Origin of the sequence: Nocardioides pinisoli, assembly GCF_024199985.1 — a bacterium.
GTDB lineage: Bacteria > Actinomycetota > Actinomycetes > Propionibacteriales > Nocardioidaceae > Nocardioides > Nocardioides pinisoli.
The window spans coordinates 117,126-134,491 of sequence record NZ_JANARS010000005.1 but is presented as its reverse complement, the minus strand read 5'-3'; the positions used below and the strand labels follow the sequence as shown (position 1 = coordinate 134,491).

Genomic DNA, 17,366 nt, shown 5'->3' with positions numbered 1-17,366 from the left:
TGCAGGGTCTGGTCGCAGACTAGTGCGGCGCCGCGGCTCAGGTCTGCGCAGGGTTGGGCCCGAGGCCCGACAAGAGCTGCTCGACGCTGTCGCTCACGAACCCGCGACGACGCCGCTGGGGGAGCATGAGCGACGCCAGCAGCACGCCGTCCAGCGCGGCCACGAGCGTCTCGGCCGACGCTTCACGGGGTGCCCGGGAGCCTGTCTCGGCGGCTTCCATCACCCCACGCACCATGCCGACGAGGTCGTCGCGCCACTGGGTGAACCGCTCGGCGAGCGCGGGGTCGCGGGTCGCGGCGACCGTCAGCTCGAGCCGGGCGGCCAGCAGGTCGGGCTCGCTGAGCCACCGGGAGAAGAGCCGGGAGACCTCCGCGACGGCGCGCTCGTGGTCGCCGGGGCACGAGGCCAGGCGTGAGCCGAGAGCCGCGACGTCGGCGGACAGCCGGTCCGCGACGACGTCGCCGAGCGCGCGGAGCAGGGCGTCGCGGGTGCGGAAGTAGGCGGACGAGCTGCCCTCGGACAGTCCTGCCTCGCGGTCGACCGCGCGGTGGGTGAGGCCACGGTTGCCCTGCTGGGCCAGCACCGTCGTCGCCGCCGCCAGGATCTGCCGACGGCGAGGCGACAGCTCCTCGCGCGCAGGGCTCACGCTCTCCTCCTCGTACGCCGCCGGGGCCGGGCCAGGCGGTGACGCAGGACACTACCGGCCCGACTTGCGGTGGCGCCTCAGCGGCGTATTCTTCTACATACGTAGAAGTTCTACATCTGTAGAAGAAAGGATCTCCTGTGCTGTTCCTCGACCTCTCCGCCACGGCCACTTACCTGTCGTTCGTCGGAGCCGTGCTGCTCGTCGGCCTCGTCACGGTCCTGGCCGCCGCTCCTGTCGTCCTCCGCGAGACCCGCGGCGACCGCAAGGCGCGCCGCGAGTCCATCCCGACCTACTACGGTCGCCTGCACTTCGCCCACTGATCATCGGGCGGGCGGCCACCTCGCGCGATCTGCGACGCTCTGAGGGCGGATCATCTGCGACGATCGCAGGGTGCGCCATCTCTACCGCTGCCCGCTGAGGTGGGCCGACCTCGACCTGCTCGGCCACGTCAACAACGTGACGTACGTCGACTACCTGCAGGAGGCGCGGGTCGACATGTTCCGCACCCACGCCCCCGACAGCCGTGCGGAGGACCTGGCCGAGGGCGTCGTGGTGGTCCGGCACGAGGTCACCTACGTGGCCTCCCTGACCTTCGGGTTCGAGCCGGTCTCGATCGAGTGCTGGGTCACCGAGATCCGGGCCGCGAGCTTCACGATGGCCTACGAGGTCTTCGAGGAGGACGAGTCGGGGAACCGCACTGTCTTCCTCCGGGCGCGCACCGTGCTCACCCCCTACGTTTTCGCCACCGAGCGACCTCGACGGCTCCACGCGGAGGAGCGCGAGTCCCTCGGCCGGCTGCTCGAGCCCGACGAGCCGGTGCGACCCCCCTCCGCGCCGGAGGTCGTCCACGTGCCCGGCGGGCACTACCCGGTGCACGTCCGCTTCAGCGACGTCGACGTCTACGGCCACGTCAACAACGTGAAGTACTTCGAGTACTTCCAGGAGGCCCGCATCCAGCTGATGGTCACCAGGGGCGGCGAGCTGGGGCAGGGGCACCACCTCGTGGTGGCGCATACCGACGTCGACTACCGACGTCCCATCCTCTTCCGTCCCGAGCCCTACGACTGCACGACCTGGGTCTCGCACATCGGCAGCACGTCCGTCGTGTTCGAGTCCGTCGTCCGCGACGGTGACGACGTGCTCGCCCGCGCGAGGGTGGTCGGCGTGTGCATCGACAGCGCGTCCGGACGTCCGGCGCCCGTGCCCGAGGAGTTCCGCGAGATGGTCGCCGCGGTCACTCCATCGAGTTGACCATGAACTGGGCCGCGTGGGTCACGTAGTCCCAGAACCGGGCGTCCTGCTCCGCGGTCAGCCCCGCCTCGTCCAGCCCGGCCCGGAAGTGCACCAGCCAGTGCTGCGCGGCTTCGGGGGTCACCCGGAACGGGGCGTGGCGCATGCGCAGCCGCGGGTGCCCCCGCGTGTCGCCGTAGGTCGTGGGGCCGCCCCAGTACTGGATGAGGAACAGGGCGAACCGCTCCTCGGCCGGGCCGAGGTCCTCCTCCGGATACAGCGGCCGCAACACCTCGTCGTCGGCCACACCGGCGTAGAAGCGGTGCACGATCGTGCGGATCGTCTCCTCGCCGCCGATCTCGTCGTAGAAGGTGTCGGTCACGCCACTGATTGTCCCGCGCGGTGCCGACGGACGCCCGGCCGGGGGTCAGCCGGGGGTCAGGTGCCCTCGGAGTGGTCGGCCGAGGCGGCCGAGGGGGCGCTCTCCTGCCACATCACGCGCTGGGCGACCGCGAGGTCGATGCCCTCGTGCTCGAAGCGCGCCTTGACCCGCTCGCGCATCGCGCGCGCGACGCCCCACTGCTCGAGGGGTGCGGTCTTGAGCGTCACGCGCACCACGATGCCGTCGACGCCGAGGGACTCCACGCCCCACACCTCGGGCTCCTCGATGATGAGGCCCTTGAAGTCCTCGTCCTCCCACAGGTCGTGGGCGACCTCCTCCAGCACGCGGCGTACGGCGACCAGGTCCTCGGTGTAGCCGACCGTCACGTCGAGCACGGTGCGCGCCCAGTTCTGGCTCATGTTGCCCACGCGGAGGATCTCGCCGTTGCGGACGTACCAGACCGTGCCGTTGACGTCCCGTAGCCGCGTGACCCGGAGGCTCACGGCCTCCACGGTGCCGGAGGCCTCACCGAGGTCGACGACGTCGCCCACGCCGTACTGGTCCTCGAAGATCATGAAGATGCCGGACAGGAAGTCCTTGACCAGGGCCTGCGAGCCGAAGCCGATAGCCACGCCGATGATGCCGGCGCTCGCGATCAGGGGAGCGATGTCGTAGCCGAGCTCGGCGATGAACATCAGCGTGACGACCGTCAGGACGACGCCGGTCACGATGCTCTTCAGCAGCGAGCCCATCGTGGCGGCCCGCTGGACGCGTCGGGTGTAGCCGGGGTCCTCGCGCAGGTTGAGGGCCGCTCCCATGCGGCCGCCGGAGACGGCGCGGCTGAGGCGGTCGGGCAGCACCCCGCTCTCGGCCCTGCTGACGATGCGGTCGATGAGGCGGTGGAGCAACCACCGGACGAGGAGTCCGATCAGGATCAGTCCCACCAGCGCCGACGGCTTGCCGACGACCCAGTCCACGGCCGTCGACAGCGTGGAGTCGCCGGTCTGCTCCCACGTCAGGTTGCAGAGGCTGGCGTCGTCGTCGCAGGGGTTGGTCTCGCTCCCGGAGACCTCGGTCATGGTCATGATCGGGGTGGTGAGGGGGTGAAGCATGCCCGTCAGTATGGGCGATACCCTGTTGCCCGTGACCACGCACGTCAGCCCTTCCCGCTCGTCCCGCAGCACGCGCGTGCGCCGGACGGGCCGTGCCACGGCCCTGGCCGCCGGCGCCGCCCTCGCCCTGCTCGCAGCGCCGGCCCACGCCGACGTCCCGGAGGGCTGGGGCGGCCAGACCGAGCACTCCGGACTCGACGTGCTCCACGCCCTCGGGATCTTCGTCGGCGCCCCGCTGCTGCTCTTCGCGCTGATCGCCCTCGCGGTCTACCTGCCCGCCATGGTGCGCGGCGAGAAGCTGCTGCCCGACCACTCGGCCGGCGAGGCGCAGTGGATCGGCGGACCCCGCCAGGGCGTCGCCGAGCTGCCCGCGCCCGACGGTGCGGACTCCCGGGCGGGTGGCGCAAGTGGCCGCTGGTGAGGTGCTGAGCGAGACGGATCGGCTGGCCCTCGACAAGACCATCCGCCTCGCCGAGCAGACCTGCCGGTTCGAGTTCTCCGTCTACGTCGGCCCCGTCGAGGGCGACGACACCCGCGCCTGGGCCACCCGGCTCCACAACCGGCTCGTGGTCCCGGCCCGGAGCGTGCTGGTGCTCGTCGACCCGCGCCGCCGCGTCATCGAGGTCGTCACCGGCGGCGAGGTGCGCCGCCACCTCACCGACGCCGAGGTCGAGCTCGCCGTCCTGGCCATGTCGACGGAGTTCGCCGCCGGCAACGTGCTGGTCGGGCTCCAGCGGGGCATCGCGATGCTCGCCGAGCACGCGCGCCCGCAGAACACCCTCCACGCCTGACGCGCGCTGCGCCCGGGCGGCTTCAGCGCCCGGCGCCGCGCTCGAGACCCAGGGTGGCGAGCAGGTCCTCGTGGAGCTGGAACCAGACGAGGTGGCACGAGTCGGTGCCGACGCCGTCGACCCACTGGTGCTGACCCGCGACGACGCGGGCGATCGCCGCGTCGTAGCGCGCCGCGTAGCCCGAGAACCGTGGCAGGACCTGCGTGACGTCGTCCTCGAGCGCCCCGAGGCGGCGACCGACCGAGCGCAGGGACGCGATCACGCGGTCGTCCCAGCGGAAGTCGGTGTGGTCGTTGGCCGCGAAGGCGTTGCCGCCGACCGGTCGCAGCTGCCACCGGGTCACCGCCTGCTGGAAGCGCGCGTTGAGCGGCACGAAGCTCGCGTGCACCCGCGCCACCACCGCGCGTCCTCCACTCGCTGACAGCTCGTCGGCGAGCAACCGCTCGTCCTCGGCTCGGCCGGAGTCGGTGAGCGACCACCCGCCGGTCCCGGCGAACTCGGACCTCGTTACCCAGCCGCCGGCCCGGAAGTCCTCGAGCAGCGACGCGGTGCGAGTCGTGTCGAGCCGGTAGCGGGCCGCGACGCGCGGCGTGTCCGCGAACCCCAGCAGCCGGACGGCGTGCAGCGTCAGCAGCGCGGGGCTCGACCTGTCGGTCGGCATCACGGCACTCCCTCATGAGACGAGTGGAGGCCCGAGGTCATCGCATGACCTCGGGCCTCCACCGTGATGTGTGTACGACGCTCAGCTCGCGTCGTGCCGCTGGGCCACCAGCGCGCGGGCGATCTCGGCGCGCGCCTCGCCGACGTAGCGCTGCGCCTGCTTGGGCGCCGAGCTGGTCGCGAGCCACTCGTCGAGCCGGCTGAGGGTGGCCTCGGACCCGAGGGCCTTCGGGAAGCCGTACTCGAGGATCGTCGAGGCCTTGTGAAAGCCCAGCACGTCGACGAGGGTCTCCGACGCGGCGAGGAACTTCTCCAGGTAGGGCGCGATCACGTCCTCCTGGCCGAACCGGAAGATCGAGAACGCGATCTCGCGCGACGTCTCGTTGGGGGTCGAGGGGTCGAGGAGCGCGTCCCACGCCGCGGCCTTGGCCTCGGCGGTCGGCTGGGCGGCGCGCGCGGCGGCCGCCTGCTCCTTGCCCGAGATCGTCTTGTCGACCTCCAGCTCGGCGTCGATCTCGGCGTCGCCGAAGCGACCCTGCTTGGCGAGTGCCGTGATCAACACCCAGCGCATGTCCTGGTCGACGGCCAGGCCCTCGACCTCGAACGAGCCGTCGAGCAGGCCGATGAGGTCGTCGAGCGCGGCGTCGCTGTGGGCGGCGCCGGCGTAGGACCGGGCGAAGGTGAGCTGGTGGTCGCTCCCGGGCTCGGCGGCGAGCAGCAGCTCGCGCAGGCCCGTCTCCCACGCCCTCCGGAGCTCCGGACGGTGAGCCGGGTCGGAGTAGAAGTTGACCGCCAGCGCCGTGGACGCCGGGATCCGGGTCACGGCCCACGCGTCGGTCTCCCGACCGATGTTGGCGAGCACCAGGTCGGCCCAGTCGCGGGTGCGCATCTCGCCGTCGCGGGTCATGTCCCACGCGGCGCCCCACACGAGCGCCCGCGGCAGCGAGTCCTCGAAGGTGGACAGCGACTCGATCGCGGTCGACAGCGACCGCTCGTCGAGGCGGATCTTGGCGTAGGCGTGGTCCTCGTCGTTGAGCAGCAGCAGCGCGGGCTGCGCGACGCCGACGAGCTCGGGCACCTCGGTGGTGGCGCCGTCGACGTCGATCTCGAGGTAGTCGCGACGGACCAGGCGGCCCTCGCCGCCCTCGTCGGACACCATGTCGTATAGGCCGATGCCGAGGCGGTGACGGCGCAGCGTGGGCCAGTCCTCGTGGGCCGTCTGGCTCACCGAGAACGACGTGTAGGCGCCGTCGGCGCCGAGCTCGAACGACGGGGCCAGCGTGTTGACGCCGGCCGTCTGGAGCCACTCCTGCGCCCAGCCCTGCAGCTCACGGCCGGAGGACTTCTCCAGGGTGGCGAGCAGGTCCTTGAACTCCGGGTTGCCGTACTCCCACTCCTTGAAGTAGGCGCGCAGGCCCTCGAGGAAGGGCTCGATGCCCACCCACGCCACGAGCTGCTTGAGCACCGAGGCGCCCTTGGCGTAGGTGATCATGTCGAAGTTGACCTCGACGGCGTGCAGGTCGACGTTGTCGGCCGCGATCGGGTGGGTCGAGGGCAGCTGGTCGGCGCGGTAGCCGGTCTGCTTGCGGGCGTTGGCGAAACCGGTCCACGCGTCGGTGAACTCGGTGGCGTTGGCCTCGCACCAGTAGCAGGCCCACTCGGCGAACGACTCGTTGAGCCAGAGGTCGTCCCACCACTTCATGGTGACGAGGTCGCCGAACCACATGTGGGCCATCTCGTGGGTGATGACCGACGCGCGGAACTCGAAGAACGAGCGCGGCTGCCGGCTGCGGGGCAGGTACTCGTCGCGCAGCGTCACGCAGCCGGCGTTCTCCATCGCCCCGGCGTTGTACTCGGGGACGTAGAGCTGGTCGTACTTGCCGAACGGGTAGGGGTAGTCGAACTGCTCCTCGAACCACTCGAAGCTCTGCTTGGTGAGCGCGACCAGCTCGGCGGTGTCCATGTGCTCCTTGAGCGACTGGCGGCAGTAGTGGCCCAGCGGGATCGTGCCGAACTTGCCCTCGTAGGTGTCGAACTCGCCGTGGTACTCGCCGGCCACGATCGCGGTGATGTAGGTGGACATCCGCTTGGTGGCGGGGAAGCGCCACACCGAGGAGCCGTCACCGAGGTCGGCGGCCTCGGGCGTGGCGGCGTTGGAGACCACGACCCAGTGCGAGGGCGCGGTGACGTTGAACGTGAAGACGGCCTTCAGGTCGGGCTGCTCGAAGGTGGTGAAGACGCGCCGGGCGTCGGGCACCTCGAACTGGCTGTAGAGGTAGACCTTGTCGTCGGCCGGGTCGACGAAGCGGTGCAGGCCCTCGCCGGTGTTGGAGTAGGCACAGTCGGCGGTCACGACGAGCGTGTTGGTCGCCTCGAGGTCGTCGAGCGCGATGCGGTTGTCGGCGTACGACGTCGCGGGGTCGAGGCTGCGTCCGTTGAGGGTGATCTCGCGCACCGTCGGCGCGACGAGGTCGGCGAACGTGCTCGCGCCGGGCTCGCGGCAGGTGAACTCCAGCGTGGTGGTCGAGACGAAGGTGGTCTCCTCGGGGCGGGTGGCTGACGTCAGGTCCAGGTCGACGGTGTACGCCGAGACGTCCAGGAGGGCGGCGCGGGTGGCGGCCTCGTCCCGGGTGAGGTTGGTTCCAGGCATGCGGGCATCCTGCCACCGGGATGTGGCCCGACCCACACCGGTGGGGAATAGGTGGCCAGGGAGAGGGATTGATGTGGACATGGCTACCGCTGACCTCTGGTTCGACCCGCTCTGCCCGTTCGCCTGGATCACCTCGCGCTGGATCCGCGAGGTCGAGCAGGTCCGCGACATCGAGGTGCAGTGGCATGTGATGTCGCTGGCCTACCTCAACAAGGACAAGGACATCCCGGCCGAGTACCGCGAGATGCTCCAGGGCACCGAGAAGCCGGTCCGGGTCGCGATCCGCATCGCGGAGCAGCACGACAACAAGACCCTCGGCGACTGGTACACCGCGATCGGCACCCGGCGCCACAACAACGGCGAGGAGCTGACGCGCGAGACCGTCGCCGCGTCGCTGGCCGACGTGGGCCTGCCCGCCGAGCTGATCGAGGCCTGGGACGACGCGTCCCTCGACGACGCCGTGGCGAAGAGCCACCACGAGGGCATGGACCCGGTCGGCGACGACGTCGGCACGCCGACGATCCACATCAACGGGTCGGCCTTCTTCGGTCCGGTGCTGTCGAAGATCCCGCGCGGCGAGGAGGCCGGCGAGCTCTGGGACGGCGCCGTCGCGGTGGCGAAGTTCCCCTACTTCTACGAGCTCAAGCGCTCGCGGACCGGCGACCTCGACTTCAGCTGAGTCCTTCCTCGGCCCCTCGTCGCGGGAGTAGCCTCGGGCCACCGCACGAGGGACCGGGGAGCTCAGATGCTCGACACACTGCTGGTGGCCGTCGCGATGACGACGTGCCTGGGGGTGGCCGCCCTCGCTCGCGGCAGCGCGCCGACGCGGGCGCGTGTGCTGGGCACGACGATGGCGGGGATCGCGGCAGCGGTGCTCGTCTGGATGCTCGTCGGCATGGTCGTCTCCGTCCCGGAGTCCGGAGTGGTGGCGCTGGGCGTGCTGCTCATCGGCCTGTCGGTCGGACTGGCGCGGTCCGGAACGCGTCGACACACGCCTGGGCGTGCCTGAGCGTTCGACCGTCCGCGCGTCGTACCGCCGTGAAGACATCGCGCGACCCTCACTAGGCTTGAGCGCATGACTCGTGTCCTGTCCGCCGTCGCCTGGCCGTACACCAACGGCCCGCGCCACATCGGCCACGTCGCCGGTTTCGGCGTGCCCTCCGACGTGTTCAGCAGGTTCATGCGGATGGCGGGCCACGACGTCCTGATGGTCAGCGGCACCGACGAGCACGGCACGCCGATCCTCGTGCTGGCCGACAACGAGGGCGTGCCCGCCCGCGAGCTGGTCGACAAGTACAACCAGGTGATCGTCGACGACCTCTGCGGCCTGGGCCTGTCCTACGACCTCTTCACCCGCACCACCACCGGCAACCACTACGCGGTGGTGCAGGAGATGTTCGAGACCTGCCGCCGCAACGGCTACATGGTCGAGCAGACGACGAAGACGGCGATCAGCCCGTCGACGGGTCGCACCCTCCCGGACCGCTACATCGAGGGCACCTGCCCCATCTGCAAGTACGCCGCCGCGCGCGGCGACCAGTGCGACAACTGCGGCAACCAGCTCGACCCGACCGACCTGATCGACCCGCGCTCGAAGATCAACGGGGAGACCCCGGAGTTCACCGACACCCAGCACTGGTTCCTCGACCTCCCGGCGCTCGCCGGAGCGCTGGGGGAGTGGCTCGACCAGCGCGAGGCGACCGGCCTGTGGCGCCCCAACGTCATCAAGTTCAGCCAGAACATCCTCAAGGAGATCCGGCCGCGCGCGATGACCCGCGACATCGACTGGGGCATCCCGGTCCCCGGCTGGGAGGACCAGCCGACCAAGCGGCTCTACGTGTGGTTCGACGCCGTCATCGGCTACCTCTCGGCCTCCATCGAGTGGGCACGCCGGCAGGGCGAGCCCGAGAAGTGGCGCGAGTGGTGGAACGCCTCCGAGACCGGGGAGCAGGCGGAGTCCTACTACTTCATGGGCAAGGACAACATCGTCTTCCACTCCCAGATCTGGCCGGCCGAGCTGCTTGCCTACAACGGGAAGGGCGACAAGGGCGGCGAGCCCGGCGCCTACGGCACGCTCAACCTGCCGACCGAGGTGGTCTCCAGCGAGTTCCTCACCTTCGGCGACTCGCAGTTCTCCACCAGCCGCGGCAACGTCATCTACGTCGGTGACTTCCTCGCCCGCTACGGCCCCGACCCGCTGCGCTACTACATCTGCGCCGCCGGGCCCGAGACCTCGGACGCCGCCTTCACGTGGGCCGACTTCGTCACCCGCAACAACTCCGAGCTGGTCGCCGGCTGGGGCAACCTGGTCAACCGCACCGCCACCATGATCGCCAAGAGCTTCGGCGAGATCCCCGCCGCCGGCCCGCTCAAGGAGGTCGACGAGCAGGTGCTCGCCACCGTCCGCGACGGCTTCGCGACCGTCGGCGGCCTGGTGGAGAAGCACCGCCTGCGAGCGGCCATCGCCGAGGCGATGCGGGTCGTCGGCGAGGTCAACAAGTACCTGACCGTCACCGAGCCCTACAAGATGAAGGACGAGTCGCAGCGCGAGCGCCTCGGCACCGTGCTGCACGTCGCCGCCCAGTGCGTCAGCGACTGCAACACGCTGCTCTCGCCGTTCCTGCCGCACTCGGCCAACAAGGTGCACGCCGTGCTCGGCGGCGAGGGCGAGTTCATGCCGATGCCGCGCATCGAGCAGGTCGACGAGCTCGAGCCCGACAACGGCGCCGGCCACACGTCGTACTCGATCATCACCGGCGAGTACACCTCGACGCCCGCGTGGGAGTCGCGCCCGGTCGTCGTCGGGGCGAAGGTCGACAAGCCGACGCCGGTCTTCACCAAGCTCGACCCGTCCGTGGTGGAGGAGGAGCTGGCCCGCGCTGCTGGCTAGGCTCGTCGCATGCCCGGGACCGCCGCCGAGATGTACCTGCCGCACTTCGTGGTCAAGCAGAAGCTGACCATGATGGTCAACCGCTACGAGGTGTCGGAGTCCGACGAGTCGGGGAACCCGACGCGGCTCATGGCGCTGGCCGAGCAGAAGCGGATGGCGTTCAAGGAGCAGGTCACCTTCTTCACCGACGCGAGCAAGGCGCGCCCGGTCTTCGGGTTCAAGGCCCGCAAGAAGCTCGACCTCAACGCCGGCTACGACATCACCGACGAGGCCGGCGCCCAGATCGGCTACTTCAAGAAGGACTTCGGCGCCTCCCTGCTGCGCTCCACCTTCCACATCGAGGGCCCCGGCTACACCGGCACCGGGCGCGAGCGCAACCAGGTGGCCGGCCTGCTGCGTCGCTTCACCGAGCTCGACGTCATCCCGGTCCACTTCGACTTCGTCGACGCGGAGGGCGCCCCGCTCTTCTCCGTCGAGCGCAAGATGTCCCTCGGTGACCGCTACCGCGTCACCGTGCCCGACCGGCGGGTCGACTTCCGGGTGGCGGCCGCCGTTGCCGTCGCTCTCGACGCGCTGATGTCCCGCTAGTCGCCAGTCCTTCCGTCACCAGTCCCTTCGTCACCAGTCCGCTCGTCAGCAGGAGGTCGTCATGCAGGTCGCAGTCCTCGGCACCGGGATGGTGGGGCGCGCGATCGCCCCGCGGCTGGCCGAGCTCGGCCACCGCGACGTGATCGACCTCGGCGGCATCGAGACCGCACGAGGTGCGGAGATGTGGCTGCCGCTCTGGCTGCGGCTGATGGGCGCGCTCGGCACCGCGGAGTTCAACCTCAAGATCGTGCGCCGCTCGTGATGTACCCCGACGTCCGCGCGGCCGTCGAGGCCGACACCGGTCCCGTGCTCGGCGCGCCCGGCTTCGACCTCGCCGCCCACCGCGAGGAGGCCCGGCTGGACAGCCTCCGCTTCCCGCGCGAGGACGTCGCGTCGGTGGAGGACGTCGACGCCGACGGAGTCCGGTGCCGGCTCTACGTGCCGGCCGACCCGTTGCCAGGGCTGGTGGTGCACGCCCACGGTGGTGGGTTCGTGCTCAACGACATCGACGTCCACGACGCCATCTCCCGGCGCGTCGCCAACCGTGGCCGCCGGCCGGTGCTGAGCGTCGACTACCGCCGCCCGCCCGAGCACCCGTTCCCCGCGGCGCCGGACGACCTCGACGCGGTCGTCGGCTGGCTCAGGCGCGAGGGGCCGCCCGGTCCCTACGTCGCCCACGGCGACTCGGCCGGCGCCAACCTCGCCCTGGTCGCCGCGCTGCGCAACCCCGGCTTCTTCGCCGCGGTCGCCCTCGTCTATCCCTTCCTCGACCCGCGCACCGCGTTCCCCTCCTGGGACCTGGGGGTCGAGTCGGGCTTCGACCCCGCGGAGGCCGCCTGGTACTGGGAGCAGTACGCCCGCACCGAGGCCGACTACGACGACCCCGACCTCGCCCCGCTCCTCTCCGAGCACCTCCACACCCTGCCGCCGACGTTCGTCGCGACTGCGGAGGCCGACCCGCTGCGCGACGAGGGGGAGGAGCTCGCCCGGCGGATCGCGGAGGCGGGCGTCGAGGTCGTCGGGATCCGCTGCCTCGGCCAGACGCACGGCTTCTGGCGGCACGCGACGTTCGCCGCCTCGGAGCCGCTCGTCCGGCAGGTCGCCGCCTGGCTCGACCAGCACCTCCCGAGCGCCTGACCTGTGGCGCCGGCGGTAGCGGTCCACTTCCACCCGGGGTGGGGGTTCGGCGACGTCTCCGTCGTCGAGGCCCTCGCCCGTGCCGGTGTCTATCGCACGCAGTGGGAGACCGGCACTTCCAACGGCGGGTTGACCGCGCACCCGGGTGGCGACCGCTGGCGGTGGGAGAGCCGGATGTTCGGCGGCCGCTACGACTCGGTGGCTGCACCCGACCGGCCGGTGTACGGCGCCTGGAACCGACGCGACGACCCGTACGGTGCATCGCCGAGGTTCGGGTCGGCCTACCTCCGGTTGCGACCCGAGGTGCTGACGAGGACGACGTTCTGCTGGCCGGACAGCGTCTTCGAGCCCACGGCGTTCGGCGACCAGGGGAGCCTGACCGAGCTCTGCCGGCTCGCCGACGCAGGCGTGCTGGACAGGACGCTCCTGCCCGCGAGCGCTGCCGACCTGCCCGTCGACGACCCGCTGAACGACTACGTGGAGGCCCACGTGCACGGGCGACTGGTGATCGCCGGAGATGTCGACGCCGTCGTGGTGGACCCCACCGACCGCGAGGTGCACGCCGATGCGCTGTCCCGCATCGGCTGCGCCGTCGAGGTGCATCCCGGATACTCCGTCCGCGCGGACACCATCGACCCTCACTACCGCGGCGAGGTGCCGGTCAACCTGGCCGACCGGCTCGGGGGCGAGATCACCCCGGCCCGGCTGGCGGTCGCCGCGCGCTCGGGTGACCACGACCCGCAGGCGATCAAGTGGCTCTGGCACTGCATGGCGCGATTCGGGCGGATGCCCGCATGAGCAGACCCTCGACTACGAGGCCAACGTGTAGCTGCTGGCGAGCCTGAGCTCAACGGGGGAGTAGTCGACGACGCAACCGTCGCCGCCAGGCGCCGGTGGCGCCGTCGACCTGAAGATGCGGAGGTGCTCGGTGACGCCGTGGACCTCGTGGCGGCCGGTCTGCCCCGGATCGGCGACCCAGGAGGTCCAGCCGGGCGACTCCTTGACGTAGTTGCAGCGCTCACAGAGGCCCTGACCGTTGCTCGCCTCGGTGCGACCGCCGTCGGCGGCACGGGTGACGTGGTCGCGGTGGCGGATGGCGGCGTTGCAGCCGGGGGTGCGGCAGGTGCCGGCGTCGCGGAGGTCGAGGAACTCGGCCAGCAGCCCGTCGAAGCGGCGACTGGCCGACTCCATCGCGACCAGTGCGCGGTCGCCGGGGGTGACGAAGAGCCGCCGGAGGGTGGCCTTCGCGGCATGGCTGGCGCGGCGCACCAGGTCGATGCACAGCGCGGCCGGGAGGTGTCCGGCCCCCGTGACGTGACCGGGCTCGGTGCCGTCGCCGAAGAGTGACTCCACCGCGATGACGAGGTCGACCCGCACCGGGACGGCGTCGGTCCCGGTCTCGTCGCCGGTGATCCGGGCCGCGAGGGTGTCGGCCCGGACCTGGCCGGCGGTCCGGGCATCCCCGGACGCGCGGGCCGCCGCGACCTCGGCGTCGAGGGCGGCGCGCACGGCGGACAGGGTCTCGATCGGGAGGACGGCGGTGAGCTGTCCGGTGCCGTCGTCGAGGGCACGGCTCGTGACCCTCCGGTCGGCGCGAGCCCGTCGGCAACGACGGGTCTCGGACTCAGCGGCGTGGGTCAGGCAGGACCGACGCACGGCGTCGCGGAGGCGGACGTCGCCCAGACCGGCCAGTCGCGGGGCCAGGTCGTTGTCGACGCGGGTCCGCTGCTCGGATGTGAGGTGGGCGACCTCGCGGGCGATCGCGAACGCCCGATGCTCGGTGAGCTCGCCCCGCCTCAGCGCTGCCAGTGTCAGCGGAAGGTGGTCGCGGAGTCGCCGCGAGAGCAGCACCCGCTGCTCCCCGGCGTAGGGGCTGGCGAGGGTGGCGAGAGCCACCTCGGCGCCGACCGACATCGCGCGTGGCGGCGTACGTCGACCGCTGGCCGCGGCGTCCTCGCTGTCGGTGGCGTCCGCCAAGGTGGCGGCCACGAGGGCCTGCGCCGCAGCGGCCGCCGACTTGATGCGCTCGAGGGCTTCGAGCTGATCGAGGTGGTCGACCGGCGCAGATCCGGGGGCGAGGTCTCCCAGCAGGTCTGCCAGCGCGTGGAGCTCCCCTGGCACGATCGTCGCGCACGACTCATCGGGATCCATGTGCGTCACCCCCTCGGACCAGTTCGAACAGATGTTCGATTGTCCCACGACGCCGGACCGGTGTCAACGTCCGCGTCATGTCCGCCTGCCGTCTCGGCGTCTGGTGCACTGTCCCGGGCTCGTGGACCGTCGATGTGTGTCCACAGCCCGGTCCTGCCGCTTCGGTGCCGGCGGTCGGGCTCTGCCAAACTCCTCCCCATGCGCGTTCACCTGGGCTCCGACCACGCCGGCCTCGAGCTGAAGGACCACCTGATGACCTGGCTGGTGGACCACGACTACGAGGTCGTCGACCACGGTCCGTTCGTCTACGACGCCCTCGACGACTACCCCTGCTTCTGCCTCCGCGCCGCCGAGGGTGTTGCCGCGGACCGGGCCGAGGGGATGGACAGCCTGGGCGTCGTGATCGGCGGTTCCGGCAACGGCGAGCAGATCGCAGCCAACAAGGTCGAGGGCATCCGGTGTGCGCTGGCATGGTCGGAGGAGACCGCGATGCTGGCCCGCGAGCACAACGACGCGAACGTCGTCTCCGTCGGCGGCCGCATGCACCCGGTCGACGACATGACCCGGTTCGTCGAGGTCTTCCTGACCACGCCCTTCTCCGGCGACGAGCGACACGTGCGGCGCATCGGGCAGCTCTCGACCTACGACGAGTCGGGCGAGCTGCCCCCGCTGCCCGAGTCCGCCCTCCGCGGTCCCGACGCCGACGGTCCCGCCACCGACACGTCCTCCGACGGCGCGGATGCCTGAGGGGCACACCCTCCGCAAGCTGGCCGACGACCTGACCGCTGCCTTCGCGGGCCGCAGGGTCCGGGTGTCGTCGCCGCAGGGCCGCTTCGCCGGCGACGCCGAGCAGCTCGACGGGTCCCGCGTGGTCGGCGCCGACTCGGCCGGCAAGCACCTCTTCCTCGAGCTCGAGGGCGAGCGCTTCGTGCACGTCCACCTCGGCCTGATCGGGCAGTTCGACGTGCACGCCGCGGTCCCGGACGGCATGGTGCCCGCCCCGGTGGGCGCCGTACGACTTCGCCTCGTCTCGCTCGAGGACCCCGCTGACCCGCGCCCGCCGGCCTACGCCGACCTGCGCGGCGCCATCGTGTGCGACCTCGTCGGTGCCGGGCGGCGTGCCGAGATCCTGGCGCGGCTCGGTCCCGACCCGCTGCGTGCCGACGCCGACCCCGACCTCGCCTGGCGCCGCATCTCGGCGAGCCCGCGGGCCATCGGCGACCTGCTGATGGACCAGAAGGTCCTCGCCGGCGTCGGCAACGTCTACCGGGCCGAGGTGCTCTTCCGGCACCGCATCCACCCGCTGCGCCCCGGCAACACGCTGCGCAGCGGCCAGTGGCGCGCGATGTGGGCCGACCTCGTCGCGCTCATGGCCGAGGGCGTGCAGACCGGTCGCATCGACACCGTGCGTCCCGAGCACACGCCCGAGGCGATGGGTCGCCCGCCCCGCAAGGACGACCACGGTGGCGAGGTCTACGTCTACCGCCGCACGTCACAGCCGTGCCTGGTCTGCGGCACGACCGTGCGCACCGGCGAGCTCGCCGGACGCAACACGTTCTGGTGCCCCCAATGCCAGCCGAAGTTCCGGTCCCGGGCCGTACGATCTGCCACCAAGGGGACCGGGAGAGCAGGAGGGGCTCGCGCATGAGTTCTCCATCGCTCAACGCCGCCGCGAGCCGACTGGTCCCGCGCGGCTCACGCACGCTCGCGCTGCTCGTCGTCGCGACCGTGCTGATCGGCCTCGCCATCTGGTTGCTGGATCCGAGCGTCCCCCTCGTCAGCCTGCTCGTCCCGCTGGTCCTCTCGAGCCTCTTCCTCGGCCCGCGCCAGCTGCCGTGGTTCGTGGTGTTCGTGCTGCTCGTGCTGGCGCTGGTCGTGCCATCCCAGGACATCGACGTGCGGGTGGCGCTGACCGTGGCGATCATCTTCGGCCTCGGCTTCGTGGTGCTGCTCTCGTCGTTCCGCCGCACGCGCCTCGGCGTCGCCGGCATCCAGGGCGAGATGATGTTCGTCGACCTGCGCGACCGGATCCTGCGCCAGGGCGGCATCCCCGACCTGCCCCCGGAGTGGTACGCCGCCAGCGAGCTGAGGTCGGCCGGGGGCACCCCGTTCGCGGGTGACTTCGTCGTCGCAGCGCGCGTGGAGGGTCGCCTCGAGGTGGCGGTGGTCGACGTCTCCGGCAAGGGCCAGGGCGCGGGCACCCGCGCCCTGCTGCTGTGCGGTGCCCTGGGCGGGCTGCTGAGCGCCCTGCCGCCCAGCGAGTTCCTCGACGGCGCCAACCAGTTCCTGCTCCAGCAGGACTGGGACGAGGGGTTCGCCACCGCGATCCACCTCTCGCTCGACCTCACGACCGGCCACTACGACATCCGCAGCGCCGGCCACCCACCGGCCGCCCTGCGCCACGCGGGGTCGGGTCGCTGGGAGGTGCTGGAGTCGGAGGGGCCCATCCTGGGCCTCATCGACGGGGCGGACTTCCCCGCGATCTCGGGGGAGATGCGCCGCGGCGACGCGCTGCTGCTCTACACCGACGGCATGGTGGAGACGCGCAACCGCGACATCGCGCTCGGCATCGACCGCATGCTCGGCCAGGCCGAGCGGCTGCTGCGCGGCGAGTTCGAGGGCGGCGCCACCCGCCTCGTGGAGGCGCTCGGGTCGCGCAACGACGACCGCGCGCTGCTCCTCGTGCACCGGCGCTGAGCCGGGTTGCGGCGCCTGCTCCCGGGTGTGGCACCATGACACCCGCACCGGCGGGACGCCTCGTCGGGACGCGCGCGGATGTAGCTCAATGGTAGAGCCCCAGTCTTCCAAACTGGCTACGCGGGTTCGATTCCCGTCATCCGCTCCAAGCAGGCCGTGACGCCTCCGCCAGGAGCTCGTCGAGGGCCCGTTTGGCGGGGCGTAGCGTAGTGGCTAGCGCGCCTGCTTTGGGAGCAGGAGATCGCAGGTTCGAGTCCTGTCGCCCCGACCCACCAGCCGACTCAGACCCCACCCGTCACGCGGGCGTGGGGTTGCCCGGGCGTGATTCGGCCTGCGCCCGCACCGTCGATAGACTGGCGAGGTTTGCGGTCGCCGGGCCCCCGTGCCGTGGCGGCGCCGCACCCTTTCCCCGTGTGGTCCACCCACAGACCT

Annotated in this window: 20 protein-coding genes and 2 tRNA genes; 16 read left to right on the top strand and 6 right to left on the bottom strand. The window is 71.4% G+C overall.

Features of this window, described 5'->3' with window-relative positions; all coding sequences use genetic code 11:
- Positions 1-37: 37 nt before the first annotated feature.
- The gene (locus tag NCI01_RS12385) at positions 38-646 is read right to left on the bottom strand and encodes a TetR/AcrR family transcriptional regulator (protein ID WP_254181796.1); all 609 of its coding nucleotides are present in this window, start codon (positions 644-646) and stop codon (positions 38-40) included.
- A gap of 137 nt (positions 647-783) precedes the next feature.
- Between NCI01_RS12385 and NCI01_RS12380 the strand changes: the two genes are divergently transcribed.
- Positions 784-966, top strand: coding sequence for a hypothetical protein (locus tag NCI01_RS12380; RefSeq protein ID WP_254181795.1), 183 nt, complete (start codon positions 784-786; stop codon positions 964-966).
- 70 nt (positions 967-1,036) lie between these two features.
- Entirely contained in the window at positions 1,037-1,897 is an 861-nt protein-coding gene (locus NCI01_RS12375; protein ID WP_254181794.1) for an acyl-CoA thioesterase, read from the top strand.
- On the opposite strand, the gene NCI01_RS12370 is transcribed toward NCI01_RS12375, so the two are convergent.
- Together NCI01_RS12370 and NCI01_RS12365 are read right to left on the bottom strand one after the other, a co-directional pair.
- Positions 1,881-2,258, bottom strand: coding sequence for a globin (locus NCI01_RS12370; RefSeq protein ID WP_254181793.1), 378 nt, complete (start codon positions 2,256-2,258; stop codon positions 1,881-1,883). The two genes, NCI01_RS12375 and NCI01_RS12370, sit on opposite strands and share 17 nt — an antisense overlap.
- A gap of 56 nt (positions 2,259-2,314) precedes the next feature.
- Complete coding sequence (locus NCI01_RS12365) at positions 2,315-3,370, bottom strand: mechanosensitive ion channel family protein (RefSeq protein ID WP_254181792.1); 1,056 nt, start codon at positions 3,368-3,370, stop codon at positions 2,315-2,317.
- A gap of 31 nt (positions 3,371-3,401) precedes the next feature.
- On the opposite strand from NCI01_RS12365, the gene NCI01_RS12360 reads away from it, so the two are divergent.
- The gene (locus NCI01_RS12360) at positions 3,402-3,791 is read left to right on the top strand and encodes a hypothetical protein (RefSeq protein WP_254181791.1); all 390 of its coding nucleotides are present in this window, start codon (positions 3,402-3,404) and stop codon (positions 3,789-3,791) included.
- Positions 3,778-4,161 carry a DUF5130 family protein gene (locus NCI01_RS12355; RefSeq protein ID WP_254181790.1) on the top strand — a complete coding sequence of 128 codons (384 nt, stop codon included), beginning with the start codon at positions 3,778-3,780 and terminating at the stop codon, positions 4,159-4,161. The genes NCI01_RS12360 and NCI01_RS12355 overlap by 14 nt, the downstream gene beginning before the upstream one ends.
- A 22-nt stretch (positions 4,162-4,183) precedes the next feature.
- Here NCI01_RS12355 and NCI01_RS12350 read toward each other — a convergent pair whose 3' ends face one another.
- Positions 4,184-4,822, bottom strand: coding sequence for a transcriptional regulator (locus tag NCI01_RS12350; RefSeq protein WP_254181789.1), 639 nt, complete (start codon positions 4,820-4,822; stop codon positions 4,184-4,186).
- Between the two features lie 81 nt (positions 4,823-4,903).
- Entirely contained in the window at positions 4,904-7,471 is a 2,568-nt protein-coding gene (gene pepN, locus NCI01_RS12345) for an aminopeptidase N (protein WP_254181788.1), read from the bottom strand.
- A 79-nt stretch (positions 7,472-7,550) separates the two neighbouring features.
- Here pepN and NCI01_RS12340 point away from each other — a divergent pair, with 79 nt between their 5' ends.
- From NCI01_RS12340 to NCI01_RS12310, 7 genes are all read left to right on the top strand, one after another.
- Entirely contained in the window at positions 7,551-8,150 is a 600-nt protein-coding gene (locus NCI01_RS12340) for a mycothiol-dependent nitroreductase Rv2466c family protein (protein WP_191280462.1), read from the top strand.
- Positions 8,151-8,216: 66 nt separating this feature from the next.
- The gene (locus NCI01_RS12335) at positions 8,217-8,480 is read left to right on the top strand and encodes a hypothetical protein (RefSeq protein ID WP_254181787.1); all 264 of its coding nucleotides are present in this window, start codon (positions 8,217-8,219) and stop codon (positions 8,478-8,480) included.
- Positions 8,481-8,546: 66 nt separating this feature from the next.
- Entirely contained in the window at positions 8,547-10,361 is a 1,815-nt protein-coding gene (gene metG / locus NCI01_RS12330; protein WP_254181786.1) for a methionine--tRNA ligase, read from the top strand.
- 9 nt (positions 10,362-10,370) lie between these two features.
- The gene (locus NCI01_RS12325; protein ID WP_254181785.1) at positions 10,371-10,949 is read left to right on the top strand and encodes an LURP-one-related family protein; all 579 of its coding nucleotides are present in this window, start codon (positions 10,371-10,373) and stop codon (positions 10,947-10,949) included.
- 61 nt (positions 10,950-11,010) lie between these two features.
- Entirely contained in the window at positions 11,011-11,211 is a 201-nt protein-coding gene (locus tag NCI01_RS12320) for a hypothetical protein (RefSeq protein WP_254181784.1), read from the top strand.
- Complete coding sequence (locus NCI01_RS12315) at positions 11,211-12,086, top strand: alpha/beta hydrolase (protein WP_254181783.1); 876 nt, start codon at positions 11,211-11,213, stop codon at positions 12,084-12,086. Before NCI01_RS12320 ends, NCI01_RS12315 begins: the two co-directional genes overlap by 1 nt.
- A gap of 3 nt (positions 12,087-12,089) precedes the next feature.
- On the top strand, positions 12,090-12,884 hold the full coding sequence (locus NCI01_RS12310; protein ID WP_254181782.1) for a DUF3626 domain-containing protein: 795 nt from the start codon (positions 12,090-12,092) through the stop codon (positions 12,882-12,884).
- Between the two features lie 12 nt (positions 12,885-12,896).
- Here NCI01_RS12310 and NCI01_RS12305 read toward each other — a convergent pair whose 3' ends face one another.
- On the bottom strand, positions 12,897-14,237 hold the full coding sequence (locus NCI01_RS12305) for an HNH endonuclease (RefSeq protein WP_254181781.1): 1,341 nt from the start codon (positions 14,235-14,237) through the stop codon (positions 12,897-12,899).
- A gap of 198 nt (positions 14,238-14,435) precedes the next feature.
- Between NCI01_RS12305 and NCI01_RS12300 the strand changes: the two genes are divergently transcribed.
- The 5 genes from NCI01_RS12300 to NCI01_RS12280 all read left to right on the top strand — a co-directional run bounded on the left by NCI01_RS12300 (position 14,436) and on the right by NCI01_RS12280 (position 17,202).
- Positions 14,436-14,984, top strand: coding sequence for a ribose-5-phosphate isomerase (locus NCI01_RS12300; RefSeq protein ID WP_254181780.1), 549 nt, complete (start codon positions 14,436-14,438; stop codon positions 14,982-14,984).
- Entirely contained in the window at positions 14,977-15,885 is a 909-nt protein-coding gene (locus tag NCI01_RS12295; RefSeq protein WP_254181779.1) for an Fpg/Nei family DNA glycosylase, read from the top strand. The genes NCI01_RS12300 and NCI01_RS12295 overlap by 8 nt, the downstream gene beginning before the upstream one ends.
- Complete coding sequence (locus tag NCI01_RS12290) at positions 15,882-16,934, top strand: PP2C family protein-serine/threonine phosphatase (protein WP_254181778.1); 1,053 nt, start codon at positions 15,882-15,884, stop codon at positions 16,932-16,934. Before NCI01_RS12295 ends, NCI01_RS12290 begins: the two co-directional genes overlap by 4 nt.
- A 74-nt stretch (positions 16,935-17,008) precedes the next feature.
- Positions 17,009-17,082, top strand: a tRNA-Gly gene (locus NCI01_RS12285).
- Positions 17,083-17,129: 47 nt separating this feature from the next.
- Positions 17,130-17,202, top strand: a tRNA-Pro gene (locus NCI01_RS12280).
- Positions 17,203-17,366: the final 164 nt, after the last annotated feature.

Coding starts and splice junctions, on each gene's coding strand:
- pepN (WP_254181788.1), bottom strand. CDS start 7,471: ATGCCTGGAACCAACCTCACCCGGGACGAGGCCGCCACCCGCGCCGCC.
- NCI01_RS12295 (WP_254181779.1), top strand. CDS start 14,977: ATGCCTGAGGGGCACACCCTCCGCAAGCTGGCCGACGACCTGACCGCT.
- metG (WP_254181786.1), top strand. CDS start 8,547: ATGACTCGTGTCCTGTCCGCCGTCGCCTGGCCGTACACCAACGGCCCG.
- NCI01_RS12290 (WP_254181778.1), top strand. CDS start 15,882: ATGAGTTCTCCATCGCTCAACGCCGCCGCGAGCCGACTGGTCCCGCGC.
- NCI01_RS12320 (WP_254181784.1), top strand. CDS start 11,011: ATGCAGGTCGCAGTCCTCGGCACCGGGATGGTGGGGCGCGCGATCGCC.
- NCI01_RS12335 (WP_254181787.1), top strand. CDS start 8,217: ATGCTCGACACACTGCTGGTGGCCGTCGCGATGACGACGTGCCTGGGG.
- NCI01_RS12340 (WP_191280462.1), top strand. CDS start 7,551: ATGGCTACCGCTGACCTCTGGTTCGACCCGCTCTGCCCGTTCGCCTGG.
- NCI01_RS12315 (WP_254181783.1), top strand. CDS start 11,211: ATGTACCCCGACGTCCGCGCGGCCGTCGAGGCCGACACCGGTCCCGTG.
- NCI01_RS12365 (WP_254181792.1), bottom strand. CDS start 3,370: ATGCTTCACCCCCTCACCACCCCGATCATGACCATGACCGAGGTCTCC.
- NCI01_RS12305 (WP_254181781.1), bottom strand. CDS start 14,237: ATGGATCCCGATGAGTCGTGCGCGACGATCGTGCCAGGGGAGCTCCAC.
- NCI01_RS12300 (WP_254181780.1), top strand. CDS start 14,436: ATGCGCGTTCACCTGGGCTCCGACCACGCCGGCCTCGAGCTGAAGGAC.
- NCI01_RS12325 (WP_254181785.1), top strand. CDS start 10,371: ATGCCCGGGACCGCCGCCGAGATGTACCTGCCGCACTTCGTGGTCAAG.
- NCI01_RS12350 (WP_254181789.1), bottom strand. CDS start 4,822: ATGCCGACCGACAGGTCGAGCCCCGCGCTGCTGACGCTGCACGCCGTC.